Here is a 25,681-nt window from a genome sequence, read left to right as displayed (position 1 = left end):
CCCTGCGCGATCACAGGGAACGCAGGGGAGCCCGCGTGATCGGAGTGTGCGCGGACACACCGTCATCCTGTGGGCGTCATCACCCCGGTCACAGGGTCCGCAGCAGCACCGCCGGCTGTTCCACGCAGTCCGCCACGTACCGCAGGAAACCGCCCGCCGTACCGCCGTCGCACACCCGGTGGTCGAAGGTGAGCGAGAGCTGCACGACCTGACGCACCGCCAACTCGCCCTCGTGCACCCACGGCTTGGGGACGATGCGGCCGACGCCGAGCATGGCCGCCTCGGGGTGGTTGATGATCGGCGTGGAGCCGTCGACGCCGAACACGCCGTAGTTGTTCAGCGTGAAGGTGCCGCCGGTCAGCTCGCCCGGGGTCAGCCGGCCCGCGCGGGCCGCCTCGGTCAGCCGGGCGAACTCCGCGGTGAGCGCCTCGGCGTCCCGCGCGTGCGCGTCCCGGACGACGGGCACGACCAGGCCGCGGTCCGTCTGGGCGGCGAAGCCGAGGTGGACCCGGTCGAGCCGGACGATCTCCCGGGCCTCGGTGTCGACCGTCGAGTTCAGCTCCGGGAAGCGGGCCAGGGCGGCCGTGCAGATCCGGGCCAGCAGGGCGACCAGGGAGATCTTCGGGCCGCCGGACGCGTTCATCGCGGTGCGCGCCCGCATCAGCTCGGTCGCGTCGGCGTCCACCCAGCAGGTCGCGTCCGGGATCTCGCGCCGGCTGCGGGAGAGCTTGTCGGCGACGGCTCCGCGCACGCCCTTGAGGGGGACGCGGGTGCCGTCGGAGCGCGAGGCGGAGGACGCGGCGGCGGGCGCGGAATCCGGCACCCGGCCCGTCCCGGCCTCGGGGTCCGCCGTACGACCGCCCTGTGCGGCGGCGGCACGCAGCGCGTACTCGACGTCCGCGCGCAGGATCAGCCCGTCAGGTCCCGAACCGGTCAGTTCACGCAGGTCCAGGTCGTGCTGCCGGGCCAGCCTGCGCACCAGCGGGGAGATGACCGGGACCGGTCCGTCCACCGGCTCGGCGGTGCGCACCGGTCCGTCCACCGCACCGGCGCCGCGGACCCGGCCGTTCGCCCGCCCGGACGCGCCGGTGGCGGCCTGGTGCCCGGGCCGCACCCTGCGCCGCCGCGCGGGGGCCTCGGAGGTGCCGTAGCCGACCAGGACGTTCCCGGAGCCCTCCGCCTTCGTCTCCGCGGCGGGGGCGTCTCGGCGGCCGCTGCCGCGGCGGGCGCCCCGGTGACCGGTGTCCCGGCGGCACCGGCATCCGTCCCGGAACCCCGCGCCGGGCCGTCGGCGGCCGCTCCGCCGCCGCCCACCGCCACGGTCACCAGCGGCGCCCCCACCGGCAGCTCGGTGCCCTCCTCGCCGAAGCGGGCGGTGACCACACCGCCGTAGGGGCAGGGCACCTCGACCATCGCCTTGGCCGTCTCGACCTCGACGACCGGCTGGTCCACGGCGACCACGTCGCCGACCTCGACCAGCCAGCGCACGATCTCCGCCTCGGTGAGCCCCTCGCCGAGGTCGGGCAGCTTGAACTCCAGAACATGCCCGTCAGAAGCGTGTGCCATCAGCTTTCGGCCTCCCACTGCAGGCGCCCCACGGCGTCCAGGATCCGGTCCACACCGGGCAGGTGGTGACGCTCCAGCATCGGCGGAGGATACGGGATGTCGAACCCGGCCACACGCAGCACCGGCGCCTCCAGGTGGTGGAAGCAGCGCTCCGTGACCCGGGCCGCGATCTCCCCGCCCGGGCCCCCGAAGGAACCCGACTCGTGGACGACGACCGCGCGTCCCGTCCGCCGCACCGAAGCGCACACCGTCTCGTCGTCGAACGGCACCAGGGAGCGCAGATCGACGACTTCGAGGTCCCACCCCTCGGCCCGGGCCGCCTCGGCCGCCTCCATGCAGACGGCCAGCGACGGTCCGTACGTGATGAGCGTGGCACTCCGGCCGGAGCGCCGCACCACCGCGCGGCCCATCGGCTCAACGGACGCCGGCTCCTCGGGGTTCCACGCGTCCTTCGACCAGTACAGCCGCTTCGGTTCCAGGAAGACCACCGGGTCGTCGGAGGCGATGGACGCGCGCAGCAGCCCGTAGGCGTCGGCGACCGTCGCGGGCGTGACGACATGGAGCCCCGGAGTCGCCATGTAGTACGCCTCGGACGAGTCGCTGTGGTGCTCGACGCCGCCGATGCCGCCGCCGTAGGGGACGCGGATGGTCAGCGGCAGGGGCATCTTCCCGCGGGTGCGGTTGCGCATCTTGGTGACATGGCTGACGACCTGCTCGAACGCCGGGTAGGCGAAGGCGTCGAACTGCATCTCGACGACCGGGCGCAGCCCGTACATCGCCATGCCGACGGCCGTGCCGAGGATGCCGGCCTCGGCGAGCGGCGTGTCCGTGCAGCGGTCCTCGCCGAACTCGGCGGCGAGCCCGTCGGTGACCCGGAAGACGCCGCCGAGGGTGCCGACGTCCTCGCCGAGGACGTGCACGCCCGGGTCGGCGGCCATGGCGTCGCGCAGTGCGCGGGTGAGGGCCTGCGCCATGGTGGCCGGCTTGGCGGCGACGGTGGTCATCGACGTCCCCCTTCCGGTGCTCCGGTCTGCCGTGCCGCGGTCTCGGCCTCCGCGGCCAGCTCCGCGCGGAGCTGGTCCCGCTGCTCGCGCAGCTGCGGGGTGGGCTCGGCGTAGACGTGGTCGAACAGCTCCAGGGGGTCCAGCTCGGGGTCCTGGTTCATGCGGGCGCGCAGGTCGGCGGCCATGGTCTCGGCGTCCTCGCGGGCGGCGCGGATGCCGTCCTCGTCGAGCAGGCCGCGCTCGGTCAGCTCCCGCTCCAGCAGCTCGACCGGGTCGTGCCGGCGCCAGGTCTCCACCTCGGCGTCGCCCCGGTAGCGGGTGGCGTCGTCGGCGTTGGTGTGCGCGTCGACGCGGTACGTCACCGCCTCCACCAGGGTGGGGCCGCCGCCCGCGCGTGCGTGGCGCACGGCGTCGGACAGCACCTCGTGCACCGCGGCGGCGTCGTTGCCGTCGACCAGGCGGCCGGGCATCCCGTAGCCGACGGCCTTGTGGGCCAGCGACGGGGCGGCGGTCTGCTTGTCGAGCGGGACGGAGATCGCGAAGCCGTTGTTCTGCACGAGGAAGACGACCGGGGCCCGCCAGACGGCGGCGAAGTTCAGCGCCTCGTGGAAGTCGCCCTCGCTGGTGCCGCCGTCGCCGACCATGGCAAGGGCGACCACGTCGTCGCCCTTGAGGCGGGCGGCGTGGGCGAGACCCACGGCGTGCGGCAGCTGGGTGGCCAGCGGTGTGGAGAGCGGGGCCACCCGGTGTTCGTAGGGGTCGTAGCCGGTGTGCCAGTCGCCGCGCAGCAGGGTGAGGGCCTCGACGGGGTCGACGCCGCGCGAGACGACCGCGAGGGTGTCGCGGTAGCTGGGGAAGAGCCAGTCCCGCTCCTCGAGGGCCAGCGCGGCGGCGATCTCGCACGCCTCCTGGCCGGTGCTGGAGGGGTAGACGGCCAGCCGGCCCTGCTTGGTGAGCGCCGTGGCCTGCGCGTTGTAGCGCCGGCCGCGCACCAGCCGCGCGTACAGCGTGCGCAGCAGCTCGGTGTCGGCGCGGTCCGCGGCCTTGGTGCCGAGGACGCGGTAGGGCTCCGCGTCGGGCAGCAGCGGCGCGGGGTCGGTTCGGGGCTGCCAGGCGGGCGGCGGTGTGGGCCGGTACGCGCCCCGCTGCTCCATGACCGTCATGACGGCACCTCCTCGTGGGAGACGGCTCCGGGCTCGCCACGGGTGTGACGGGCCTCACCTACCGATTGTTCGGTCGTCGGCACATTTTGGCTACATGCGGCCCCAGGCTGTGGACAAACGGTTCTCCACAGCCTGTGATGGACGCAGTACGTCCATGAGGGGAAGGCGGGGGCGCGTGGCATCTGAACAAATGGCCGACCGGGCCGATCGCCCCGGGGAGGGCGGCGGCCCGGAGGAGCCCGGCGCCCCGCCGCCCGCGCGCCCGCTGGACGCCATCGACCAGGACATCCTGCGCATGCTCCAGGCGGACGGCCGGGCCTCCATACGGTCGGTCGCGGAGCGGGTGCACGTCTCGCGCGCGAACGCCTACGCCCGCATCAACCGGCTGGTCGAGGACGGCGTGATCCGCGGCTTCGGCGCCCGCGTCGACCACGAGCGCGCCGGACACGGCACCTCGGCGTACATCACCCTGAAGATCGTCCAGAACTCCTGGCGAACGGTCCGCGCCCAGCTGCGGCAGCTGCCCGGGGCCTCGCACATCGCCCTGGTGGGCGGCGACTTCGACGTCCTGCTGCTGGTGCACACCCCGGACAACCGGGCCCTGCGCGAGCTGGTGCTCAGCCGCCTCCAGGCCATCCCCGAGGTGCTCAGCACCCGCACCCTGCTGGTCTTCGAGACGGAGGACCTCGAACCGCAGGGCTGACCGGCGGCGGGGCCGGCCGGACGCCGCCGGCCCGACCCGCGCACGACTCAGGACGCCTTGCGCAGTCCGCCGAACACCAGCCGCGCCACCGCGTCGACCACCTCGCGCTCGCCCGCGCCACTCGTGCCGCTCGCGCCACTCACGCCGCCCCGGCCGTCGGGACCTTCGGGGCGGTACCACTCGACGATCGAGTTGATCATGCCGAAGACGAGGCGGGTCGCGAGCCGGACCTCCACGTCGGCGCGCACGTCCCCCTCGGCCGCCGCGTCCTTCAGCAGGGCGGCGACCCGGTGGTCGAACTCGCGGCGGCGCTCCAGCGCCCACCGCTCGGTGCCGGTGTTGCCGCGCACCCGCAGCAGCAGCGTCACATAGGGCAGCTCGGCCATGAGCACCTCGACCATGCGCCGCACGACGTACTCGAGGCGCTCGGCGGCGGTCCCCACGCGCGCGTGCTCCTCGTCGAGGATCCCGAAGAGCTCGTCCAGGGCCCGGCTCACGGCCCGGCGCAGCAACTCCTCCTTGCCCGTGACGTGGTGGTATATCGACGACTTGGAGATCCCCGCCGCCTTGGACAGGTGCTCCATGGAGGTGCCGTCGTAGCCGCGCTCGATGAAGACCTGCACGGCCACGGACAGCAGCGTCTCGGGCGTGTACGTGTCGCGCTTGGCGGTGGTCATGAGTCGGTGTCCTCTCGGGCCTCGGCGGCCTCGGCGTGGCGGCGGAGCGCGAGGGACGGCGCGCAGCGCCCGGACGGTTCCCACTCGTGGACGTCGGACAGCAGGTCGCGGGCCCAGGCGGCACCGAGCCGACGGCTCCATGCGAAGGGACCGAGGGGATAGTTCACACCCAGCCGCATCGCCGTGTCGACGTCGTCCGGGGCGGCCACACCCTTGGCCACGGCGTCGAACGCCAGATCGATGATCCGGGCCACGGTCCGGGCCACGATCATGCCGGGCACGTCGCCGATGACGCTGACCTTCTTGCCGAGCGCCTGGAAGAGGCCGGTGGCCTCGGACAGGAGGCCCGGGCGGACGCCTCGGGACGCGGACAGGGCGATCCGGGTGGCCGCGCGGTAGTCGAGGGCGAGGTCGAAGTGGACGAGGTCCTTCGACACCGGCAGCTCGCCGTCGGTGAGGCACAGCGTGCCGCCGCCGGGCAGGACGAGCCGTCCCGCGCCGTACCCGTCCTCCGGACGCACCTCGACGCCCGCCTCGCTGATCAGCGCGACCAGCTCGGCCGCCGGCCCCAGGTCCCCCTCGACCACGACGTACGCGGGCGCCTCGGCCGGTGCGGCGGTGTGCGGTTCGGGACGTTCGGCCCCGTCCCCGTAGTCGTACCAGCCCCGTCCGCTCTTGCGGCCCAGGCGGCCGGACTCGACCAGGCGGCGCTGGGCCAGGGACGGGGCGAAGCGCACGTCCTGGAAGAACGACTGCCACACGGAGTGCGTGACGGACTCGTTGACGTCCTGGCCGATGAGGTCGGTCAGCTCGAAGGCGCCCATCCTGAAGCCGCCCGACTCGCGCAGCACGGCGTCGACGGTGGCCGGGTCGGCCGCCCCCGCCTCGTACGCCGCGAAGGCCTCGGCGTAGAAGGGCCGGGCGACGCGGTTGACGACGAAGCCGGGGGTGTCGGCGCAGGCCACCGGGGTCTTGCCCCAGGCGCGGGCCGTCTCGTACGCGCGCGTGGCCGACGCCGGGTCGGTGGCGAACCCGGAGACCACCTCCACCAGCGGGAGCAGCGGCGCGGGGTTGAAGAAGTGCAGGCCCACGAAGCGGCCGGGGACGCGCAGTGCGCCGCCGACCGCGGTGACGGACAGGGAGGAGGTGTTGGTGGCGAGCAGGCAGTCGTCGCCGACGACGTCCTCCAGCGCGCGGAACAGCTCCTGCTTGACGTCAAGACGCTCCACGACCGCCTCGACGACGAGGGCGCAGTCGGCCAGTTCGCCGAGGGTCCCGGCGGGCACGAGCCGGGCGCGGGCGGCGTCCCGTTCGGCGCCGGTGAGGCGGTCCTTCTCGACGAGCCGGTCGAGCCGGGCACCGATCGCGTCGGCCGCCTCCCGGGCGCGCCCGTCGACGGCGTCGTACAGCCGCACGGGGTGGCCCGCGACCAGTGCCACCTGGGCGATGCCCTGGCCCATGGTGCCGGTGCCGACGACGGCCACGGGGCTGCTGAGGTCGAGTGCTGTCATGTGCGCGATCCTCCCGCACGGGGTTTTCCACAGATGCGGCGGTCCCCCTTGTCCCGACCGATCGTTCGGTTACTCTAGCCGTGTCCGCCTGTTTCTGCCCAGGTTTCCCCCCAGGTCACGACTCGACGGAGAGCTCGTGAGACGAGGAGTTGGTCCCGCATGGCCGCCGAACTCACCGCACACCAGCTGATCGCCCGGCACCGGCCGACCCTGGACCTGGCGCTGGAGACGATCCGCACGCGCGCGTACTGGTCCCCCCACCCCGAGCACCCCAAGGCCTACGGGGAGAACGGCAGTCTGGACACGGCCGCGGGCAAGGCCGCCTTCGACGCCCTGCACGGCACCCGCCTCGACCTCGGCCAGCCCGGCACCGACGGCTGGGTCGGCGGCGAGGTCTCCCCCTACGGCGTCGAGCTGGGCGTGGAGTATCCGCACGCCGACCTCGACGTGCTGCTGCCCGCCATGCGGGCGGGACAGAAGGCGTGGCGGGACGCGGGCGCGGAGCTGCGCGCGATGGTCTGCCTGGAGATCCTCGGGCGGATCGCCGCCCGGACCATGGAGTTCGCCCAGGCCGTCATGCACACCTCGGGGCAGGCCTTCATGATGGCCTTCCAGGCGGGCGGACCGCACGCCCAGGACCGCGGCATGGAGGCCGTGGCCTACGCGTACGTGGAGCAGTCCCGCACCCCCGAGACGGCGGAGTGGACCAAGCCCCAGGGCAAGCGCGACCCGCTCGCGCTCACCAAGCGCTTCACGCCCGTCCCGCGCGGCATCGGCCTGGTCATCGGCTGCAACACCTTCCCGACGTGGAACGGCTACCCGGGCCTGTTCGCCTCCCTCGCCACCGGCAACGCGGTCCTGGTCAAGCCCCACCCCCGCGCGGTGCTGCCGCTCGCGCTCACCGTCCAGGTCGCCCGGGACGTCCTCACCGAGGCCGGCTTCGACCCGAACCTGGTCGCGCTGGCCGCCGAGCGCCCCGGCGAGGGCATCGCCAAGACCCTGGCCACCCGCCCGGAGATCCGCGTCATCGACTACACCGGCTCCACCGCCTTCGGCGACTGGCTGGAGGCCAACGCCCGCCAGGCCCAGGTGTACACGGAGAAGGCCGGCGTCAACACGGTGATCGTAGAGTCGACCGACGACTACCGGGGCATGCTCGCCAACCTGGCCTTCTCGCTCTCGCTCTACAGCGGCCAGATGTGCACCACCCCGCAGAACCTGCTGATCCCCCGCGACGGCATCCGCACCGACCAGGGCTCCAAGTCCTACGACGAGGTCACCGCCGACCTGGCCCGCGCCGTGGACGGCCTCCTCGGCGACGACGCCCGCGCGAACGCCCTGCTCGGCGCGATCGTCAACCCGGACGTCAAGGCCCGCCTGGAGGCCGCCGCGGGTCTCGGCGAGGTGGCCCTGGCCTCCCGCGAGGTGACCAACCCGGAGTTCCCGGACGCGATCGTGCGCACCCCGGTGATCGTCAAGCTGGACGGCGCCAAGCCCGAGGACGAGGCCGCCTACACCAGCGAGTGCTTCGGTCCGGTCTCCTTCGCGGTCGCCGTCGACTCCGCCGACCACGCCGTGGAGCTGCTGCGCCGCAGCGTCCGGGAGAAGGGCGCGATGACGGTGGGCGCGTACACCACCGACCCGGAGGTCGAGGAGGCCGTGCAGGAGGTCTGCCTGGACGAGGCGGCCCAGCTCTCCCTGAACCTCACCGGCGGTGTGTACGTCAACCAGACGGCCGCCTTCTCCGACTTCCACGGCTCCGGCGGCAACCCGGCGGCCAACGCGGCCCTGTGCGACGGCGCGTTCGTCGCCAACCGCTTCCGGGTGGTGGAGGTCCGCCGCCCGGCCTGAGACAAGGGCCCTAGGGCACCCGCGGTGCGCCCCCGCCGGCGCTCCAGTGGTACAGCGTCATGGCCACGCTGGTCGCGAGGTTGTAGCTGGAGACCTGGGGGCGCATCGGCAGCGCCACCAGACGGTCGGCCCGCGCGCGCAGCTCGGGTGTGAGCCCGCTGCGCTCGGAGCCGAACGCGAGCAGCGCGTCGTCCGGCAGCTCCAGGCCCCGGATGTCCTCGCCCTCCGGGTCCAGCGCGAACAGCGGCCCCGGCGGCAGCCCGGCGACCTCCAGCCGCTCCACCACGGTCGCGAAGTGCAGCCCCGCCCCGCCGCGCACCACCGTGGGGTGCCAGGGGTCGAGCGTGCCGGTGGTCACCACGCCGGTCGCGCCGAAACCGGCGGCCAGCCGGATCACCGCCCCCGCGTTGCCGAGGTTGCGCGGCTGGTCGAGGACCACCACGGGGGCTCGGCGGGGCGTGCGCGCCAGGGTCTCCAGCCCGGCCGCCCGCGAGGGCCGCACGGCCAGCGCGGCCACCGCCGTGGGGTGCGGCCGCGCGACGAGCGACGCGTACGCCTCCCGCGACACCTCGGTCAGCAGCCCCGCCAGCACCTCGCGCACGTCCGGCGCCAGCTCGTCGGCGAGGGCCAGGGCACCCGCGCGGTCGCTCGTGACAGCCACCGGCACCTCGGCGCCGAAGCGCAGCGCGTGCTTGAGGGCGTGGAAGCCGTCCAGCAGCACGCACCGGCCGGCGTTCCGTTGCCAGGCGGCCGGCGGGCCGGAGTCGGGTCCGGGCTCTGGTCCGGGGTCGGTCATGCCCGGAAGCCTACGTGCGTGGGGTCGGGGTCCTTCCCGTCCACCGCGCCCGCTCCGGCCGCCGCCCCCTCGGCCTCCCTGGCCCGGGGCCCGGGTACCGTCGCCGTACGCCCGGGCCCGTCCTCGTGCCCGTCCGGTGCCTTGGCCAGGTCCCCCGAGGGCCCGCGGCCGGACAGCCTGCCACGCGCGCGTGCCGCCCAGCCGCCCAGCCGGCGCAGGAACGAGGTGGGCAGGAAGACCGCGTCGGCGGCGATCATCGCCAGCGAGAAGAACGGCAGCCCGAGCGTCACGGCGATCACCGCGTGCTCGATCATCATCGCGGCGAGCAGCACGTTCTTGACCCGCCGGTTGAACAGCGTGAACGGGAAGGCGACCTGCACCGCGACCGTGCCGTACGTGATGAGCATGACCATCGTGCCGCTGGCGGCCAGCGCGTCGGAGAGTGCGGGCCACGGCGAGAAGTAGTCCAGGTGCAGCGGGTAGTAGGCGGCCGTGCCGTCCTGCCAGCGGGAACCCTGGATCTTGTACCAGCCGGCCGTCGCGTAGATCAGGCAGGCCTCGGCCATGATCACGACCAGCGCGCCGTTGTGCACGATGTTGGTGACCACGTCCAGCAGGATCCGCGGCTGACTGTCCTCTCCGCCCCGCCCCACGGCCCACCACAGGCCCAGCGCGACCCACACCGCCCACAGCAGCGCCGGGACGAACCAGTCGCCGCCGAGACCGCCCGCCAGCGTCACCGTGAGCAGCAGGAACCCCAGGGCGCACCACAGCACCGGCCCGACCCGGTCCTCGACCCGCTCGCCACGCGCGCGTGCCGCCGCCGCGCGCCGGGCACGGCGGGCGTCCAGCGACCACACCCGGCCGCACCGGGTGAGGACCAGGTAGATGCTCATCAGATGCACGACGTTGTCGCCGCCGTCCCCCATGAAGACGCTGCGGTTCTGCAGCGAGAGCACGCCGACCATGAACAGCACGGACATGGTCCGGGTGCGCCAGCCCAGCAGGAGCAGCACGCTGCTCAGCACGGCCACCGCGTAGACGATCTCGAACCAGGCCCGCCCGTCCGACCACATCAACGCCGTGAAGGCGCCGTTGTCCGAGATCATCTGCTCGGCGAGGTCGTGGCCCCAGGGACTGTCGGGGCCGTACAGCTCGTTCCGGTGGGGCAGTTCGCGCAGCAGGAAGAGCAGCCAGGTGGCGCTGAAACCGATGCGGATCACGGCGGTCTGGTACGGGCCGAGCGCGGCACCCGTGACGCGGGCGATGGAGCGGGAGACGGAGAGGACGGCGGCGTTCACGCGGCGCCCCCTTCCTGTGCGGCCTGCCCGGACTGCGCGGCCTGCCCGGACTTCCCGGCCCTGACGTCCCGGTTCTCCGCGGCCACGGACCACCAGGGCAGCTCGCGGACGGTCGGACGGTCGGAGACCTTCTCACCGCTCCACGGGGGCGGCTCCACGTTGGTCGTGCGGGAACGGTACTGGACGCGCTCGACGACGTCCCCGGGTCCGGCGGCACCGCCACGGTCCAGGCGCAGCAGCGCGATGCGTCGCAGATACGTCTCGGAGAGGGTGCCCCGCAGTCCCACCGGGCGGTCCTCGGAGTCGTGGCTGGCGACGAAGAAGTCCCAGGCCCGGCGCAGTTCGTTCTGCTGGGTGTGGCTCGGCAGCGGATTGCCGTCGATGGCCCGGCCGTCCTCGGCCGACAGGTCGTACCAGCGGGTCGTCCGTATCTCGCCGTCCGCCGTGCTGATCTCCGCGCGGAGCTGGACGGAGACGTTCTGCTGGAGGGGGTTGGGAGCGAAGAGCTTCCAGTTCTGCTCGAACTCGGGGAAGACCCACTCGTCCACCACGGAACCGTGCTGCTTGGTCAGGGTGTTGGACGGGGCCACGTGCAGGAACACCAGGCCTATGTGGGCACAGACGGCGACCGCGACCACCGCGAGGGCGACCACGGCACCGACCTGGTAGCGCGGGGAGAGCGCGGCGACCCCGGTGGGACGACCCGGCTCAGCCGTCCCGCCGGGCTCAGCGCGCTCGGGAGCGTCAGCGGGCTCGGGAGCGCCGGCCGGCTCGGGAGCACCGGCCGACTCGACATCCGCGGCGGGCTCGCCGGGCTCAGCGGGCTCGGAGGCGCCGGCGGGCTCGGGAGCCCCGGCGGATTCCGGAGCCCCACCGGTCCCCTCCGGCCCCGCTTCGCCGCCCGGCCCGCCCGTCCGGCCCGGCCCGCCCTGCCCCTGACCTTGCCGGGCGTCCGAGCCCTTGTCGTACGCGTCCATTCCGCCCCGTTCGGTCCCGATCCGTCCATCCGCCCGCCCCGCCGGGGGGGCCCACGCGCCACCCTCACGGCTGCTCGGCGGCGTTCGCACGCGAACGGTACTCAGGACCGGCCACCCGCACAGCCCCCGATGGGCCGACCGCATCGTGGCCGTCGCCACATCCGGCGGGGGACAGCCTAGAGAACGTGCCCCGGACCGCCCTTGTCGTCCACCACGGGACGCCCGGCCGCGGCCCACTCCTGCATGCCCCCGTCGACGTTCACCGCGTCGACGCCCTGCTGGACCAGGTACATGGTGACCTGCGCCGAGCGGCCCCCGACACGGCAGAGCACGTGCACCCGGGCGTCCTGCGGCGCGGCCTCGGCCAGCTCACCGTACCGGGCCACGAACTCGCTCAGGGGAATGTGCAGCGCCCCGGCGGCATGACCCGCCTGCCACTCGTCGTCCTCCCGGACGTCCAGCAGGAAGTCGCCGTCCGCGAGGTCCTCGACGCCGACCGTGGGCACACCAGCTCCGAAACTCATGCCCCAGACGCTACCCGAGCCGGCCGCCCGGCTCAGTCCTGTGCGAGCGCGGCCGCCAGCTCGGCCTCCCGCTCGCGCACCTGGGTCGCCAGCTGCTCGGCGATCTCGTCGAGGAGCCGGTCGGGGTCGTCCGGGGCCAGCCGGAGCATGGCCCCGATCGCGCTCTCCTCCAGCTCCTTGGCGAGCAGCGTGAGCAGTTCCTTGCGCCGGTCGAGCCATTCGAGGCGGACGTACAGCTCCTCGCCGCGGCTCGGGCGCCGCTCGGGCACCGGCCCGGCGGCCCACTCCTCGGCCAGCTCGCGCAGCTCGGCCACGTCACCGCGGGCGTAGGCGGCGTTGACCCGGGTGATGAACTCCTCGCGCCGGACCCGCTCGGCCTCCTCCTGGGCCAGGTCGGGGTGGGCCTTGCGGGCCAGCTCGCGGTAGAGCTTGCGGGCCTCCTCGCTCGGCCGGACCCGCTGCGGGGGCCGTACCGCCTGGTCCGTGAGCATCGCGGTGGCCTCCGGGAACAGCCCGTCCCCGTCCATCCAGCCGTGCAGCAGCTCCTCGACCCCGGGGATCGGCATCAGCCGGGCCCGTGCCTCGTCCGCCCGGCGCCGGTCGTCGGCGTCGCCCGTGCGGGCCGCCCTCGCCTCCAGGATCTGCGCCTCCAGCTCCTCGAGCCGGGCGTACACCGGGCCGAGCCGCTGCTCGTGCAGCCGCGAGAAGTTCTCGACCTCCACGCGGAAGGTCTCCAGGGCGATCTCGTACTCGATGAGTGCCTGCTCGGCGGCCCGTACGGCCTGTTCCAGCCGTTCCTCGGGACGCGGCGCACCCCCCTGCTCGGGCTCAGCTTCGGGCGTCGTCACCCGACCAGCCTAGGGCCTGCGGACACGGTGGGCCGCCCGCGCGGCTCCCGCCCGCTCACACCCCGGCCGCGCCCACGCCCCCAGCCCCCTCACACCCCGGCCGCGCCCACGCCCCAGCCCCCTCACACCCCGGCCGCGCCCACGCCCCCGGCCCCCTCACACCCCGACTCCGCTCACACCCCCAGCTCCGCCGCGATCCGCCCCGTGCGCACCGCGCCCACCAGCTCCGCGTGGTCCGCCTCGGTGCGGTCGGCGTAGGCGACGGCGAAGGCGGCCACCGCCTCGTCCAGTTCGTCGTTCTTGCCGCAGTAGCCCGCGACGGTCCGCGGGTCGGCGCTGTGCGCGTGGGCCCGGGCCAGCAGGGCGCCGGTCATGCGGCCGTAGTCGTCCAACTGGTCGGCGGCCAGGGCCGCGGGGTCGACGCTGCCCTTGCGGTTGCGGAACTGCCGTACCTGGAAGGGCCGTGCGTCGACCGAGGTCCAGCCCAGCAGGATGTCGCTGACCACCTGCATCCGCTTCTGCCCCATGACCACCCGGCGGCCCTCGTGCGCGGCCTCGGGCGCCTCGAACCCGGCGGCGGCGAGGTGCGGCAGCAGCGCGGAGGGCCGGGCCTCCTTGACCTGGAGCACGAGCGGTTCGCCCCGGTGGTCCAGGAGCAGCACGACGTACGAGCGCGTGCCCACGCTGCCGGTGCCGACGACCCGGAAGGCGACGTCGTGCACGGCGTACCGGGCCAGCAGCGGCAGCCGGTCCTCGGAGAGGGTGGCCAGGTACCCCTCCAGGGCGCCCGCGACCGCCGCCGCCTCGGCGTCCGTCACCCGGCGCAGCACCGGCGCGGCGTCCACGAAGCGCCGCCCGCCGTCCCCGGTCGGCTCGGTCGACTTCGCGGCGAAGCGCCCGCTGGTGTTGGCCCGCGCCTTCTCGGAGACCCGCTCCAGCGTGCCGAGCAGGTCGTGGGCGTCGGTGTGGGAGACCAGTTCCTCGTCGGCGATGGCGTTCCAGGCGTCCAGCGCGGGGAGCCTCGCCAGCAGCCGCATGGTGCGCCGGTAGGCGCCGGTCGCGTCGTGGGCGGCCTCGCGGCAGGTGTCCTCGTCGGCGCCGGCCTCCCGGCCCGCGAGCACGAGCGAGGCGGCGAGCCGCTTGAGGTCCCACTCCCAGGGGCCGTGGACCGTCTCGTCGAAGTCGTTCAGGTCGATGACCAGGCCGCCGCGGGCGTCCCCGTAGAGACCGAAGTTGGCGGCGTGCGCGTCCCCGCAGATCTGGGCGCCGATCCCGGTCACGGGCGTGCGCGCCAGGTCGTACGCCATCAGGCCCGCCGACCCGCGCAGGAACGCGAACGGCGTGGCCGCCATCCGCCCGGCGCGGATCGGGGCCAGCCCCGGTATCCGGCCGCGGCTGGACTCCTCGACCGCGCTCACCGCGTCCGGCCGGGCGGCGTCCAGGCCGAGCGCGGCGTGCGCGGACCGCGGGACGCGCGTGCGCAGCGCCTTGCCCTCGGCCTTCGGCGAACCGGCCACGGGCCACCGCGCGAACCCCGGGACGTACGGCACCCGACCGCCCCGCGCCGCCCCGGCCGTCGGCTGGGCGTCCCCGCCCCCGCCCCCGTCCGCACGCGCCGCCGACACCACCCGGGCCGCCGCCTCCCCGGTCGCCGCCTCCGTGCCCGTCCCCGCCGTCGCCCCGGTCATCCCGGCCGCCCTCCCCGTCCTCGTCTGCGCTCGTCGTGCTCGTCCGCACCTGTGCGTCACGTGTGTGCCGTACAACGTCGTACGGCGTCGTACCGCCTCGCGCCCGACCGGCCACCCCGGGCCCCGGCGCGCCACGACCGTACCGCCGGCCGCACCGCCCGTACACGGGCCCTGCCCGCGGCCCTCATAACGCCGGGCAGGGGGTGAAACAGGAGGTGCCCCCGACCCCTGCGGCGCGCCTACGGTGGCCAGCGATCACCAAGGAGCGCGCCCGCCGTAGCAACAGCAGCCTGCCCCGCGCCGGCGGGCGCGCTCCCTGTCCCGGACGTCCCGGATGTCGCACGTCCCGTCCAGCTTCCCCAGGGACCACTCACCGAGGAGACCGAGGAACCGCCATGACCTCCGACACCCCCACCACCCCTGACGAGCCCGGGCCCAGGCCCGGCCCGGGCTCCGGCGCCGACCGCGGGATCAGCCGCAAGACGCTGCTCAGGGCGGCCGTCGCCGCCGGTGCCGCCGTCCCGCTGCTCGCCACCGGCGGCGTCGCGCTGGCCCGGGACGCCGCCCGCTCGGGCGACGGGCAGAGGCTGACGCCGACCCCGTACTGCGACGACGGCGACGACCTGACGCCCGACCAGATGGAGGGCCCGTACTTCAAGCCGAACTCCCCGCTGCGGACCAGCCTGGTCACCCCCGGCACCCGGGGCACTCCGCTGACCGTCAGCGGCTACGTCTTCGGCCGCAACTGCGTCCCGCTGTCCGGCGTGCTCCTCGACTTCTGGCAGGCCGACGACAACGGCGACTACGACATGGCCGGGTACACCTTCCGCGGCCACCAGTTCAGCGACGCCACCGGTGCCTTCGCCCTGAAGACGATCGTGCCCGGCCTCTATCCCGGCCGTACCCGGCACATCCACGTCAAGGTGCAGGCCCCCGGCGAGCCCGTGCTCACCACCCAGCTCTACTTCCCCGGCGAGCCCCGCAACAGCACGGACATGATCTTCGACCCGGCCCTGCTGATGAACGTCCGCGGCGCCGGCGGCGGCAAGGAGGGCACCTTCGACTTCGTCCTGAACGTCGACGGCGACACCGGCCCCACGGATCCGCCCACCGACCCGCCCACCGACCCGCCGGGCGGCACCTGGGCGAGCGGCCACGCCTACACCTCCGGCGACCGGGTGACGTACGGCGGCCGTTCCTACCGCTGCCTCCAGGCGCACACCTCGATGACGGGCTGGGAGCCGCCGAACGTGCCGGCCCTGTGGCAGTCGGAGTCCTGAGACCTTCCTCACAACGCACGCATCGCGGGTCACCGCACCCGGACACGCGGAAGCCCCCCAGGTCCGAGACCTGGGGGGCTTCCGGCTGGTGCGCGAGGGGGGAGTTGAACCCCCACGCCCTTGCGGGCACTGGAACCTGAATCCAGCGCGTCTGCCTATTCCGCCACCCGCGCATTGGGTGTGTCTTCCGGGCTTTTCCTTGCGGTCCGGCGCCTTCCGACACGAGAACATTAGCACGCTGACAGGGGTCGATTCACATCCCTTTCCCCCGGCGGAGCGGGGCGCCCGACCTCCTTCGGGCACTCGTCCCGGTCCGTGGCCGTTCACGTATCAACCTCGTACCGGTACGGCCCGTCTCCCCAGGAGCCGGTGGGGGACCGCACTCAGGTGCGGGACACTGGTCTGCGGCCGCCTCTACGATCCTGGGCATGAGTTACCTGCGGGAGCACATCCCGAAGGTCCGCGGGAGTTCGAAGGGGAGCTCCGGCGGGAACTCCGAGAGGCGTCGACACCCGTCGACCGGGCCGACAGGGGGAACCAGCCGATCGACCGGCGCGTGGATACGATCAGTAAGCAGTACCAGGTGGGCAGTGCACGGACGCACGGCACTGCGCGAGGCAGCACGACGCAACGCAGCACGACGCAAGGCAGCAGTACGCAAGGCAGTCGACAGGACGGCAGCGACGGAGGAGGTGCCCCATGGGAGTCCTGAAGAAGTTCGAGCAGCGTCTCGAAGGTCTGGTCAACGGCACCTTCGCGAAGGTGTTCAAGTCCGAGGTGCAGCCCGTGGAGATCGCGGGAGCGCTCCAGCGCGAATGCGACAACAACGCGACCATCTGGAACCGCGACCGCACCGTCGTGCCCAACGACTTCATCGTGGAACTGAGCACGCCCGACTTCGAGCGCCTCAGCCCCTACTCCGGACAGCTCGGCGACGAGCTGGCCGGCATGGTCCGCGACTACGCCAAGCAGCAGCGCTACACCTTCATGGGACCGATCAAGGTCCACCTGGAGAAGGCGGACGACCTCGACACCGGCCTGTACCGGGTGCGCAGCCGTACGCTCGCCTCCTCCACCAGCCACCAGGGCGGTCCGGGCGCCGCCGCGCCCCCGGCCCCGCCCGCCCGGCCCGCCGGACCGGGCGCCGGGTACGGCTACCCGCCGGCCGCCGCCCCGGCGGGCGCCCCGCCCATGCCGTCCGCGCCGCCACCCGGCGGCCGCCCCGGCGGCTACGGCTACCCGCAGCCCGCCGGCGGCCAGCAGCCCCCGGCCGCACCCGCACCCGGCGGACGCACCCGCCACTGGATCGAGATCAACGGCACCCGCCACCAGATCTCCCGCGCGACGCTCGTGATGGGCCGCAGCACCGAGGCCGACGTGCGGATCGACGACCCCGGCGTCTCCCGCCGGCACTGCGAGATCCGGACCGGAACGCCCTCGACGATCCAGGATCTCGGGTCCACCAACGGCATCGTGGTGGACGGGCAGCACACCACCCGCGCTACGCTCCGCGACGGCTCACGGATCGTCGTGGGCAGCACCACCGTTATCTACAGGCAAGCCGAAGGGTGATCCGGGGGCAATGTCAGAGCTGACCCTCACGGTCATGCGGCTGGGTTTTCTCGCCGTACTGTGGCTGTTCGTGATCGTGGCCGTGCAGGTCATCCGCAGCGACCTCTTCGGTACGCGGGTCACCCAGCGCGGCGCGCGGCGCGACGCCGCCCGACCGCAGCAGACCGCCACGCGCCAGGGCCAGGCGCCTCCACCGCAGCGCCAGCAGTCCGGCGGGGGCCGCGGCCGCCGGGGCGCGCCCACCAAGCTGGTCGTGACGGAGGGCACGCTCACCGGCACCACCGTCGCCCTCCAGGGCCAGACCATCACGCTCGGCCGGGCACACGACTCGACGATCGTGCTGGACGACGACTACGCCTCCAGCCGCCATGCCAGGATCTACCCGGACCAGAACGGCCAGTGGATCGTCGAGGACCTGGGCTCCACCAACGGCACCTACCTGGACCGGGCCCGGCTGACGACCCCCACACCGATTGGCCCCGGGGCGCCGATCCGCATCGGCAAGACCGTCATCGAGCTGCGGAAGTAGTGCTACACCAATGAATGAGCGCGAGCGGAGCGAGCACGCAGCGGCGGCCGGCACCCCGGGCCCCGGCGCGCTCCCGACCGGAGGGTGGGCAGTGTGGCTCGACACGACCGGCTGCAGTCGGAGCCGACGGGCGAGGTGCGCATGAGTCTGTCACTGCGCTTCGCCGCCGGTTCCCACAAGGGCATGATCCGGGAGGGCAACGAGGACTCCGGCTACGCCGGTCCGCGCCTGCTCGCCATCGCCGACGGCATGGGCGGCCAGGCCGCCGGTGAGGTCGCCTCCTCCGAGGTGATCTCCACCATCGTCGCCCTCGACGACGACGTGCCCGGCTCCGACGTCCTCACCTCCCTCGGCCACGCCGTCCAGCGCGCCAACGACCAGCTGCGGCAGATGGTCGAGGAGGACCCCGCCCTGGAGGGCATGGGCACCACCCTGACCGCCCTGCTGTGGACCGGGCAGCGCCTGGGCATGGTCCACGTCGGCGACTCCCGCGCCTACCTGCTGCGCGACGGCGTCCTCACCCAGATCACCCAGGACCACACCTGGGTGCAGCGCCTGGTCGACGAGGGACGGATCACCGAGGAGGAGGCGGGCACCCACCCGCAGCGCTCCCTGCTGATGCGCGCCCTCGGCAGCGGCGACCACGTCGAGCCCGACCTGTCCATCCGCGAGGTGCGGGCCGGCGACCGCTACCTGATCTGCTCCGACGGACTCTCCGGCGTCGTCTCCCACCAGACGATGGAGGACACCCTCGCCAGCTACCAGGGCCCCCAGGAGACCGTCCAGGAGCTGATCCAGCTCGCCCTGCGCGGCGGCGGCCCCGACAACATCACCGTCATCGTCGCCGACGTCCTCGACCTCGACACCGGCGACACCCTCGCCGGGCAGCTCTCCGACACCCCGGTGGTCGTCGGCGCCGTCGCCGAGAACCAGGCCCAGATGGGCGACAACGGCATCATGCAGACCCCGGCCGGGCGCGCCGCGGGCCTCGGCCGGCCGGGCGGACAGCGCGGCGGGGGCGGCGAGTTCGGCCCGCCCGGCAGCGGCGATGTCACCGGCTTCATCCCCACCGACGGCTTCGACGACTACGGCCCCGACGACTTCGTCAAGCCCCGCAAGAGCCGCAAGTGGCTCAAGCGGTCCCTCTACACCGCCCTCGCCCTCGCCGTCATCGGCGGCGGCACCTACGGCGGCTGGCGCTGGACCCAGACCCAGTACTACGTCGGCACCAACGACGACCACCTCGCGCTGTACCGGGGCATCAGCCAGGACCTCGCCTGGGTCTCGCTCTCGAAGGTCCAGAAGGACCACCCCGAGATCGAACTCAAGTACCTGCCGCCCTACCAGCAGAAACTGGTCGAGGCCACCATCCCCGAGGGCGACCTCAACGACGCCCGGGCCAAGATCGAGGAACTGGCGGTCCAGGCCTCCGCCTGCAAGAAGCAGGCCGCCAGGCGCACCGCGGAGACCGAGAAGAACGCGAAGACCGGCGAGGGCGAGGCCGGAGGCACCACGGGAACCACTCCCGCCTCCTTCACGTCCAAGGCCTCACCCAGCCCGAACCCGTCGGGCTCGCCCGAGGCACCCGAATCGTCCGAGTCCCCGTCCACGACCGCACCCACTCCAGGCTCAGGACCGACCCTCTCGGAGGAAGAGCAGAAGGTCGTCTCGCTGTGCGGTAAGCAGTAGGCAAGCCGTGAGAGGCCCTGTCACACGATGAGCAGTACTACCAACCCGTCGACGCACCACACGTCCACGATCGGCGCCATCGGCGCCCCGAGCCGGCGCAACACCGAGCTGGCTCTGCTCGTGTTCGCCGTCCTCATCCCGGTCTTCGCCTACGCCAACGTGGGCCTGGCCATCAACGACGAGGTGCCCGCGGGCCTGTTGAGCTACGGCTTCGGCCTCGGCCTGCTGGCCGGCGTCGGCCACCTCGTCGTGCGCAAGTTCGCCCCGTACGCGGACCCGCTGCTGCTGCCGCTGGCCACGCTGCTCAACGGCCTCGGACTGGTCGCCATCTGGCGGCTGGACCAGTCCGAGCTGCTCCAGAGCATCCACCAGGCCGGCAACGCCGCACCCCGCCAGCTGATCTACACCGCGATGGGCATCGCCCTGTTCGTCGCCGTGCTCGTCTTCCTCAAGGACCACCGCGTCCTGCAGCGCTACACCTACATCTCCATGGTCGGCGCCCTGTTCCTGCTGCTGCTCCCGCTCGTACCGGGCCTCGGCAAGAACATCTACGGCGCCAAGATCTGGATCCAGGTCGGCTCCTTCTCCATCCAGCCCGGTGAGTTCGCCAAGATCGTCCTGGCGATCTTCTTCGCCGGCTACCTGATGGTGAAGCGCGACGCGCTCGCCCTGGCCAGCCGCCGCTTCATGGGCCTCTACCTGCCGCGCGGCCGCGACCTCGGCCCCATCCTGGTCGTCTGGATCGTCTCGATCCTGATCCTCGTCTTCGAGACGGACCTCGGCACCTCGCTGCTGTTCTTCGGCATGTTCGTGATCATGCTGTACGTCGCCACCGAGCGGACCAGCTGGATCGTCTTCGGCATGCTGATGTCCGCCGTCGGCGCCGTCGGTGTGGCCACCTTCGAGCCGCACATCCAGCAGCGTGTAGACGCCTGGCTCGACCCGATGCGGGAGTTCATGCTCTCCCGCGCCAACCAGGTCGGCCACTCCGAGCAGGCCATGCAGGCCCTGTGGGCCTTCGGCTCCGGCGGCACCCTCGGCACCGGCTGGGGCCAGGGCCACTCCGAGCTGATCCGCTTCGCCGCCAACTCCGACTTCATCCTCGCCACCTTCGGCGAGGAACTCGGCCTCGCCGGCCTGATGGCCCTGCTCCTGCTCTACGCCCTGATCGTGGAACGCGGCGTGCGCACCGCCCTCGCCGCCCGCGACCCCTTCGGCAAGCTCCTCGCCATCGGGCTCTCCGGGGCCTTCGCCCTCCAGGTCTTCGTCGTCGCCGGCGGTGTCATGGGCCTCATCCCGCTCACCGGTATGACCATGCCCTTCCTGGCCTACGGCGGTTCCTCCGTCATCGCCAACTGGGCGTTGATCGGCATTCTGCTGCGCATCAGCGACACCGCGCGCAGACCGGCACCCGCCGCGCCCGCCAACCCCGACGCCGAGATGACCCAGGTGGTCCGACCGTGAACAAGCCACTGCGCCGAATCGCGATCTTCTGCGGCCTCCTGGTCCTCACCCTCCTCATCCGGGACAACTGGCTCCAGTACGTCCAGGCCGACGAGCTGAAGGAGGACGAGCACAACCGCCGGGTCGCCATCGAGCGGTACGCCAGTCCCCGCGGCGACATCATCGTCGACGGCAAGGCCATCACGGGACACGCCACCACCGAGGGCGACTTCAAGTACAAGCGCACCTACAAGGACGGCGCCATGTGGGCGCCCGTCACCGGGTACGTCTCCCAGGCCTTCGGCGCCACCCAGCTGGAGTCCATCGACGACGGCATCCTCACCGGCAACGACGACCGGCTCTTCTTCCGCAACACCCTCGACATGATCACGGGCAAGAAGCGCGAGGGCGGCAACGTCGTCACCACCCTCAACGGCGCCGCCCAGAAGGCCGCCTACGACGGTCTGAAGAAGCAGGGTGCCAAGGGCGCCGTCGTCGCGATCGAGCCGTCCACCGGCAAGATCCTGTCGATGGCCTCGTACCCGTCGTACGACCCCACCTCCATCGCGGGCAGCAACGACGCCGCGGGCGAGGCCTGGAACAAGCTCCAGAAGAAGAACAACCCCGACGACCCGATGCTCAACCGCGCGCTGCGCGAGGTCTACCCGCCCGGGTCCACCTTCAAGGTGGTCACCGCGGCGGCGGCCCTGGAGCACGGGAAGTACGACTCGGCCGACGAGAAGACCGACTCCCCGCTGCCCTGGACGATGCCCGGCACCAGCACCGAGCTGAAGAACGAGGGCAACATCCCCTGCGAGGACGCCACCCTCCGCGAGGCCCTGCGCGTCTCCTGCAACACCGTCTTCGGCAAGCTCGGTTACGACCTCGGCAACGACAAGATGCTGGAGACGGCCAAGAAGTTCGGCTTCACCGAGGAGCAGTTCGTCCCGGTCCGCTCCAGCGCCTCCGTCTTCTCCGAGGGCATGAACGACTCGCAGGTCGCGCTCTCCTCCATCGGCCAGTACAACACCGCCGCCACCCCGCTTCAGATGGCCATGGTCACCTCGGCCATCGCCAACAACGGCACCCTGATGAAGCCGTACATGGTCGACGAGCTCCAGGGCCCGGGCCTCGACACCGTCGAGAAGACGGACCCCGAGGAGATGAGCGAGCCGCTGTCCGCGGACAACGCCCAGATCCTCCAGTCGATGATGGAGACCGTCGTCGAGGACGGCACGGGAACCAACGCCAAGATCGACGGCGTCAAGGTGGGCGGCAAGACCGGTACCGCACAGCACGGTGTCGACAACAGCGAGAACCCCTACGCCTGGTTCATCTCGTACGCCAAGGCCGACGACGGCAGCTCGCCCGTCGCCGTGGCCGTGGTGATCGAGGACGAGAACGCCGTCCGCGACGACATCTCCGGCGGCGGCCTCGCGGCACCGATCGCGAAGAACGTCATGGAGGCCGTCATCGACAGCAAGAAGTGACCGCGCCATGAACGGGACGTGACTCCGGTCACGTCCCCTTCACATCGGCGCACGTTGCGATACCGGTCCTGTATCGGCTGCCCGGCTCGGCCAAAGGGCCAGGAGTGAGCCGGGTACGGTAGGCCGGACGGCAGCCTCCGACCGTACAAGCATGCCGGTCGGGACCGACGGAGAGGGCTGGTAGGTAACCATGGAAGAGCCGCGTCGCCTCGGCGGCCGGTACGAGCTGGGCCCTGTGCTCGGCCGTGGTGGCATGGCGGAGGTTTACCACGCTCATGACACCCGGCTCGGGCGCCAGGTGGCGGTGAAGACGCTGCGCGCGGACATGGCGCGCGACCCGTCCTTCCAGGCCCGCTTCCGCCGGGAGGCCCAGTCGGCCGCCTCGCTCAACCATCCCGCGATCGTGGCGGTCTACGACACGGGCGAGGACTACATCGACGGGGTCTCCATCCCGTACATCGTCATGGAGTACGTCGACGGCTCCACACTCCGTGAGCTGCTCCACTCCGGCCGCAAGCTGCTGCCGGAGCGGACGCTGGAGATGACCATCGGCATCCTCCAGGCGCTGGAGTACTCGCACCGGGCCGGCATCGTCCACCGCGACATCAAGCCGGCCAACGTCATGCTCACGCGCAACGGCCAGGTCAAGGTCATGGACTTCGGCATCGCCCGCGCCATGGGCGACTCCGGCATGACGATGACCCAGACCGCCGCGGTGATCGGCACCGCCCAGTACCTCTCCCCGGAGCAGGCCAAGGGCGAGCAGGTCGACGCCCGGTCCGACCTGTACTCCACGGGCTGCCTGCTCTACGAGCTGCTCACGGTGCGGCCGCCCTTCGTGGGCGACTCCCCGGTGGCCGTCGCCTACCAGCACGTGCGCGAGGAACCGCAGGCGCCCAGCGTCTTCGACCCCGAGATCACGCCCGAGATGGACGCGATCGTGCTGAAGGCCCTGACCAAGGACCCCGACTACCGCTACCAGTCGGCCGACGAGATGCGCGTCGACATCGAGGCCTGCCTCGACGGCCAGCCCGTCGCCGCCACCGCCGCACTGGGCGCCATGGCCGCCGGCGGCTACGGCGCCTACCCCGACGACCAGCCGACCACTGCCCTGCGCTCGGACGGGGGCGGCGGCGCCACGACCATGCTGCCGCCCATGAACCCGGACGACGGCGGCTACGGCTACGACGAGCGCCCCGACCGGCGCCGCCAGCAGCCCCGCAAGAAGAACACCTCCACGATCTTCCTGGTGCTGGCCGGCGTCCTCGTCCTGGTCGGCGCCATCCTGATCGGCAAGTACGCCTTCAGCGGGGACGGCGGGCCGGGCAACGACAAGGTCCCGGTGCCCGCCTTCGTCGGCCTGAGCAAGGCCGACGCCCAGCAGCAGGCCGACAACATCGACCTGGTGCTGACGTTCAAGCAGCAGGAGTGCGAGGACCAGCCCAAGGGCAACATCTGCTCCCAGGACCCCAAGCAGGGCACCGACGTCGAGAAGGAGTCCACCGTCAACCTGGTGGTCTCGACCGGCGCGCCCAAGGTCGCCGTGCCGAACGTCATCGACAAGAACATCGACGAGGCGAAGAAGCAGCTCGAGGACAAGGGCTTCGAGGTCGAGACCAAGCAGACCGAGTCCTCCCAGGACGAGGGCACGGTCCTCAGCCAGGACCCCGACCCGGGCAAGGAGCTGGAGAAGGGCTCCACGGTGACCCTGGAGGTCGCCAAGGCCGAGGAGAAGGCCACGGTGCCCGACGTCGTGGGCCGCACCTGCGACGAGGCCAAGGCCCAGGTGGAGAGCGGCGGTGACCTGACGGCCACCTGCACGGACCAGCCGACGAACGACCCGAACCAGGTCGGCAAGGTCATCTCCACGACGCCCCAGTCCGGCACGCAGGTCGACCCGGGCTCGAAGGTCACGATCGTCGTCGGCAAGGCCGTGGAGAAGACGAAGGTGCCGGAGGTCCGCGGCAAGACCCTCGCGGAGGCCCGGCAGATCCTGCAGCAGAGCGGCTTCACCAACGTGCAGGTCGCCCAGGGCTCCCCGGGCGACGACAACGCGAAGGTGTTCGCCTCGAACCCGCAGCCCGGCAGCGAGGTCGACGACCCGGCCGCCACGCCCGTCACGCTGATGACCGTCCCCGGCAACGGAAACGGCAACGGCGGAAACGACAACGGCGGCACCATCGCGGGCCTTCCCGGCTTCGGCGACTGACCCGCCTGCCCGACCGACCGACCGGAGCCCCGGTCCCTCAGCTCAGCCGAGGGACCGGGGCTCCGTCGTACGCGTCGGCCCGGTGGGCCTTCAGCGCAGCTCCTCGGGCGGTGTCCGGTCGCCGTCCACCTTCTCGGTGCGGACCAGCTCGCCCCACACCACGTAGCGGTAGCGGCTCGTGTAGACCGGGGTGCAGGTCGTCAGGGTGATGTAGTGGCCGGCCTTCTTCTTGCCCGACTCGCCCGGGATCGCGTCGAGGACGTCGACGTTGAACTTCGAGGTCTCGGGGAGGACGGCGTACGTCTTGTACACGTACCAGGTGTCCTTCGTCTCGAAGACGATCGGGTCACCCTTCTCGATCCTGTCGATGTTGTGGAACTTGGCGCCGTGCCCGTCGCGGTGGGCGGCGAGCGAGAAGTTGCCCTTCTTGTCCGAGGTGGGCAGCGTCGCCTTCACCGGGTCGGTGTAGTAGCCGGCCACGCCGTCGTTGAGGATCTTCATCGACGTGCCCTTCTCCACCAGGATGTCGCCCTCGCTCATCGCCGGGACGTGCAGGAAGCCGATGCCCGCCCTGGTGTCCAGCGCCCCCGGGCCGTCCTGGCCGTTCCCGCCCACCCGGTCCTGGGCCCAGTTGTCACGGACCTTCTCGGCCTGTTTGTCCGCCGCGCGGTCGGCGACCACGTTCGTCCACCACAGCGAGTACACGACGAACAGGCCCATCACCAGGCCCGCGGTGATGAGCAGTTCACCGAGGACGCTGACCGCCTGCGCGACGATCCGGCCGGGTCGACGCCGCCCGCGACCTCCCGTCCCGGCCTGCTCCTGGTGCTCCGTGTCGGTGGTCGCTGCCACTGGTCATC

General features: G+C 72.5%; 20 protein-coding genes, 1 tRNA gene and 1 pseudogene. 9 read left to right on the top strand and 13 right to left on the bottom strand.

The features are described from left to right. Window positions 1–88: 88 nt before the first annotated feature. The 3 genes and pseudogenes from Sru02f_RS00260 to pdhA form a co-directional block, all read right to left on the bottom strand. Window positions 89–1,566: pseudogene (locus Sru02f_RS00260) on the bottom strand (dihydrolipoamide acetyltransferase family protein). Continuing rightward, window positions 1,566–2,570 (bottom strand): alpha-ketoacid dehydrogenase subunit beta, encoded by a 1,005-nt coding sequence (locus tag Sru02f_RS00255; protein WP_109029200.1) that lies wholly within the window; start codon window positions 2,568–2,570, stop codon window positions 1,566–1,568. The pseudogene Sru02f_RS00260 and the gene Sru02f_RS00255 overlap by 1 nt, the downstream one beginning before the upstream one ends. Next, window positions 2,567–3,733: a pyruvate dehydrogenase (acetyl-transferring) E1 component subunit alpha gene (pdhA, locus tag Sru02f_RS00250; RefSeq protein WP_109029199.1), complete on the bottom strand. Its 1,167-nt coding sequence runs from the start codon at window positions 3,731–3,733 to the stop codon at window positions 2,567–2,569. The genes Sru02f_RS00255 and pdhA overlap by 4 nt, the downstream gene beginning before the upstream one ends. Before the next feature lie 190 nt (window positions 3,734–3,923). On the opposite strand from pdhA, the gene Sru02f_RS00245 reads away from it, so the two are divergent. Further along, window positions 3,924–4,436, top strand: coding sequence for an Lrp/AsnC family transcriptional regulator (locus Sru02f_RS00245; RefSeq protein WP_109029198.1), 513 nt, complete (start codon window positions 3,924–3,926; stop codon window positions 4,434–4,436). Between the two features lie 47 nt (window positions 4,437–4,483). Here Sru02f_RS00245 and Sru02f_RS00240 read toward each other — a convergent pair whose 3' ends face one another. Together Sru02f_RS00240 and Sru02f_RS00235 are read right to left on the bottom strand one after the other, a co-directional pair. After that, a complete protein-coding gene (locus Sru02f_RS00240) occupies window positions 4,484–5,113 on the bottom strand; it encodes a TetR/AcrR family transcriptional regulator (protein WP_109029197.1) in 630 nt (209 codons plus the stop codon). Beyond that, window positions 5,110–6,624, bottom strand: a complete 1,515-nt coding sequence (locus Sru02f_RS00235) for a 3-hydroxyacyl-CoA dehydrogenase (RefSeq protein WP_109029196.1) — start codon at window positions 6,622–6,624, stop codon at window positions 5,110–5,112. Before Sru02f_RS00235 ends, Sru02f_RS00240 begins: the two co-directional genes overlap by 4 nt. Before the next feature lie 159 nt (window positions 6,625–6,783). Here Sru02f_RS00235 and paaN point away from each other — a divergent pair, with 159 nt between their 5' ends. Next, a complete protein-coding gene (gene paaN, locus Sru02f_RS00230) occupies window positions 6,784–8,475 on the top strand; it encodes a phenylacetic acid degradation protein PaaN (RefSeq protein ID WP_109029195.1) in 1,692 nt (563 codons plus the stop codon). 10 nt (window positions 8,476–8,485) lie between these two features. Here the strand turns inward: paaN and Sru02f_RS00225 are convergent, their stop codons facing one another. The 6 genes from Sru02f_RS00225 to Sru02f_RS00200 all read right to left on the bottom strand — a co-directional run bounded on the left by Sru02f_RS00225 (window position 8,486) and on the right by Sru02f_RS00200 (window position 14,609). Next, complete coding sequence (locus tag Sru02f_RS00225) at window positions 8,486–9,271, bottom strand: TrmH family RNA methyltransferase (RefSeq protein ID WP_109029194.1); 786 nt, start codon at window positions 9,269–9,271, stop codon at window positions 8,486–8,488. Next, window positions 9,268–10,572: an HTTM domain-containing protein gene (locus Sru02f_RS00220; protein WP_109029193.1), complete on the bottom strand. Its 1,305-nt coding sequence runs from the start codon at window positions 10,570–10,572 to the stop codon at window positions 9,268–9,270. The genes Sru02f_RS00225 and Sru02f_RS00220 overlap by 4 nt, the downstream gene beginning before the upstream one ends. Beyond that, window positions 10,569–11,549, bottom strand: coding sequence for a DUF5819 family protein (locus Sru02f_RS00215; protein WP_167469273.1), 981 nt, complete (start codon window positions 11,547–11,549; stop codon window positions 10,569–10,571). The genes Sru02f_RS00220 and Sru02f_RS00215 overlap by 4 nt, the downstream gene beginning before the upstream one ends. Window positions 11,550–11,725: 176 nt before the next feature. Beyond that, window positions 11,726–12,055 carry a rhodanese-like domain-containing protein gene (locus Sru02f_RS00210; protein ID WP_109029191.1) on the bottom strand — a complete coding sequence of 110 codons (330 nt, stop codon included), beginning with the start codon at window positions 12,053–12,055 and terminating at the stop codon, window positions 11,726–11,728. A 50-nt stretch (window positions 12,056–12,105) separates the two neighbouring features. After that, window positions 12,106–12,921, bottom strand: a complete 816-nt coding sequence (locus tag Sru02f_RS00205; protein ID WP_109029190.1) for a hypothetical protein — start codon at window positions 12,919–12,921, stop codon at window positions 12,106–12,108. A 173-nt stretch (window positions 12,922–13,094) separates the two neighbouring features. Continuing rightward, window positions 13,095–14,609, bottom strand: coding sequence for a DUF2252 domain-containing protein (locus Sru02f_RS00200; protein ID WP_109029189.1), 1,515 nt, complete (start codon window positions 14,607–14,609; stop codon window positions 13,095–13,097). A 395-nt stretch (window positions 14,610–15,004) separates the two neighbouring features. Here Sru02f_RS00200 and Sru02f_RS00195 point away from each other — a divergent pair, with 395 nt between their 5' ends. Then, window positions 15,005–15,889, top strand: coding sequence for a carbohydrate-binding protein (locus tag Sru02f_RS00195; RefSeq protein WP_109029188.1), 885 nt, complete (start codon window positions 15,005–15,007; stop codon window positions 15,887–15,889). An 86-nt stretch (window positions 15,890–15,975) separates the two neighbouring features. On the opposite strand, the gene Sru02f_RS00190 is transcribed toward Sru02f_RS00195, so the two are convergent. Then, window positions 15,976–16,062, bottom strand: a tRNA-Leu gene (locus Sru02f_RS00190). A gap of 526 nt (window positions 16,063–16,588) precedes the next feature. On the opposite strand from Sru02f_RS00190, the gene fhaA reads away from it, so the two are divergent. The 6 genes from fhaA (at window position 16,589) to pknB (ending at window position 24,821) form a co-directional block, all read left to right on the top strand. Further along, complete coding sequence (gene fhaA, locus Sru02f_RS00185) at window positions 16,589–17,461, top strand: antibiotic biosynthesis regulator FhaA (RefSeq protein WP_109029187.1); 873 nt, start codon at window positions 16,589–16,591, stop codon at window positions 17,459–17,461. A gap of 10 nt (window positions 17,462–17,471) precedes the next feature. Continuing rightward, window positions 17,472–17,990, top strand: a complete 519-nt coding sequence (gene fhaB, locus Sru02f_RS00180; RefSeq protein ID WP_003975090.1) for an antibiotic biosynthesis regulator FhaB — start codon at window positions 17,472–17,474, stop codon at window positions 17,988–17,990. Window positions 17,991–18,131: 141 nt separating this feature from the next. Then, window positions 18,132–19,679 carry a Stp1/IreP family PP2C-type Ser/Thr phosphatase gene (locus Sru02f_RS00175; RefSeq protein WP_109029504.1) on the top strand — a complete coding sequence of 516 codons (1,548 nt, stop codon included), beginning with the start codon at window positions 18,132–18,134 and terminating at the stop codon, window positions 19,677–19,679. Window positions 19,680–19,706: 27 nt separating this feature from the next. Further along, window positions 19,707–21,143, top strand: a complete 1,437-nt coding sequence (locus Sru02f_RS00170) for an FtsW/RodA/SpoVE family cell cycle protein (protein ID WP_109029186.1) — start codon at window positions 19,707–19,709, stop codon at window positions 21,141–21,143. After that, the gene (locus Sru02f_RS00165; RefSeq protein ID WP_109029185.1) at window positions 21,140–22,612 is read left to right on the top strand and encodes a peptidoglycan D,D-transpeptidase FtsI family protein; all 1,473 of its coding nucleotides are present in this window, start codon (window positions 21,140–21,142) and stop codon (window positions 22,610–22,612) included. The genes Sru02f_RS00170 and Sru02f_RS00165 overlap by 4 nt, the downstream gene beginning before the upstream one ends. Before the next feature lie 190 nt (window positions 22,613–22,802). Continuing rightward, entirely contained in the window at window positions 22,803–24,821 is a 2,019-nt protein-coding gene (gene pknB / locus Sru02f_RS00160) for a Stk1 family PASTA domain-containing Ser/Thr kinase (RefSeq protein ID WP_109029183.1), read from the top strand. Between the two features lie 90 nt (window positions 24,822–24,911). Here pknB and Sru02f_RS00155 read toward each other — a convergent pair whose 3' ends face one another. Next, complete coding sequence (locus Sru02f_RS00155; RefSeq protein WP_109029182.1) at window positions 24,912–25,673, bottom strand: class E sortase; 762 nt, start codon at window positions 25,671–25,673, stop codon at window positions 24,912–24,914. Window positions 25,674–25,681 lie beyond the last annotated feature (8 nt).

The sequence above is a fragment of the Streptomyces rubrogriseus genome, from assembly GCF_027947575.1.
Classification (GTDB): Bacteria; Actinomycetota; Actinomycetes; order Streptomycetales; family Streptomycetaceae; genus Streptomyces; species Streptomyces rubrogriseus.
Note: the sequence above shows the minus strand (reverse complement) of the source record. Positions and strands in the feature narration are given on the sequence as shown.

What these genes read in the sequence shown, in the direction of transcription:
- pdhA (WP_109029199.1), bottom strand. Translation starts at nt 3,733, where the DNA reads ATGACGGTCATGGAGCAGCGGGGCGCGTACCGGCCCACACCGCCGCCC.
- Sru02f_RS00170 (WP_109029186.1), top strand. Translation starts at nt 19,707, where the DNA reads ATGAGCAGTACTACCAACCCGTCGACGCACCACACGTCCACGATCGGC.
- fhaB (WP_003975090.1), top strand. Translation starts at nt 17,472, where the DNA reads ATGTCAGAGCTGACCCTCACGGTCATGCGGCTGGGTTTTCTCGCCGTA.
- paaN (WP_109029195.1), top strand. Translation starts at nt 6,784, where the DNA reads ATGGCCGCCGAACTCACCGCACACCAGCTGATCGCCCGGCACCGGCCG.
- Sru02f_RS00240 (WP_109029197.1), bottom strand. Translation starts at nt 5,113, where the DNA reads ATGACCACCGCCAAGCGCGACACGTACACGCCCGAGACGCTGCTGTCC.
- fhaA (WP_109029187.1), top strand. Translation starts at nt 16,589, where the DNA reads ATGGGAGTCCTGAAGAAGTTCGAGCAGCGTCTCGAAGGTCTGGTCAAC.
- Sru02f_RS00195 (WP_109029188.1), top strand. Translation starts at nt 15,005, where the DNA reads ATGACCTCCGACACCCCCACCACCCCTGACGAGCCCGGGCCCAGGCCC.
- Sru02f_RS00225 (WP_109029194.1), bottom strand. Translation starts at nt 9,271, where the DNA reads ATGACCGACCCCGGACCAGAGCCCGGACCCGACTCCGGCCCGCCGGCC.
- Sru02f_RS00175 (WP_109029504.1), top strand. Translation starts at nt 18,132, where the DNA reads ATGAGTCTGTCACTGCGCTTCGCCGCCGGTTCCCACAAGGGCATGATC.
- Sru02f_RS00245 (WP_109029198.1), top strand. Translation starts at nt 3,924, where the DNA reads ATGGCCGACCGGGCCGATCGCCCCGGGGAGGGCGGCGGCCCGGAGGAG.
- Sru02f_RS00200 (WP_109029189.1), bottom strand. Translation starts at nt 14,609, where the DNA reads ATGACCGGGGCGACGGCGGGGACGGGCACGGAGGCGGCGACCGGGGAG.
- Sru02f_RS00215 (WP_167469273.1), bottom strand. Translation starts at nt 11,549, where the DNA reads ATGGACGCGTACGACAAGGGCTCGGACGCCCGGCAAGGTCAGGGGCAG.
- pknB (WP_109029183.1), top strand. Translation starts at nt 22,803, where the DNA reads ATGGAAGAGCCGCGTCGCCTCGGCGGCCGGTACGAGCTGGGCCCTGTG.
- Sru02f_RS00255 (WP_109029200.1), bottom strand. Translation starts at nt 2,570, where the DNA reads ATGACCACCGTCGCCGCCAAGCCGGCCACCATGGCGCAGGCCCTCACC.
- Sru02f_RS00235 (WP_109029196.1), bottom strand. Translation starts at nt 6,624, where the DNA reads ATGACAGCACTCGACCTCAGCAGCCCCGTGGCCGTCGTCGGCACCGGC.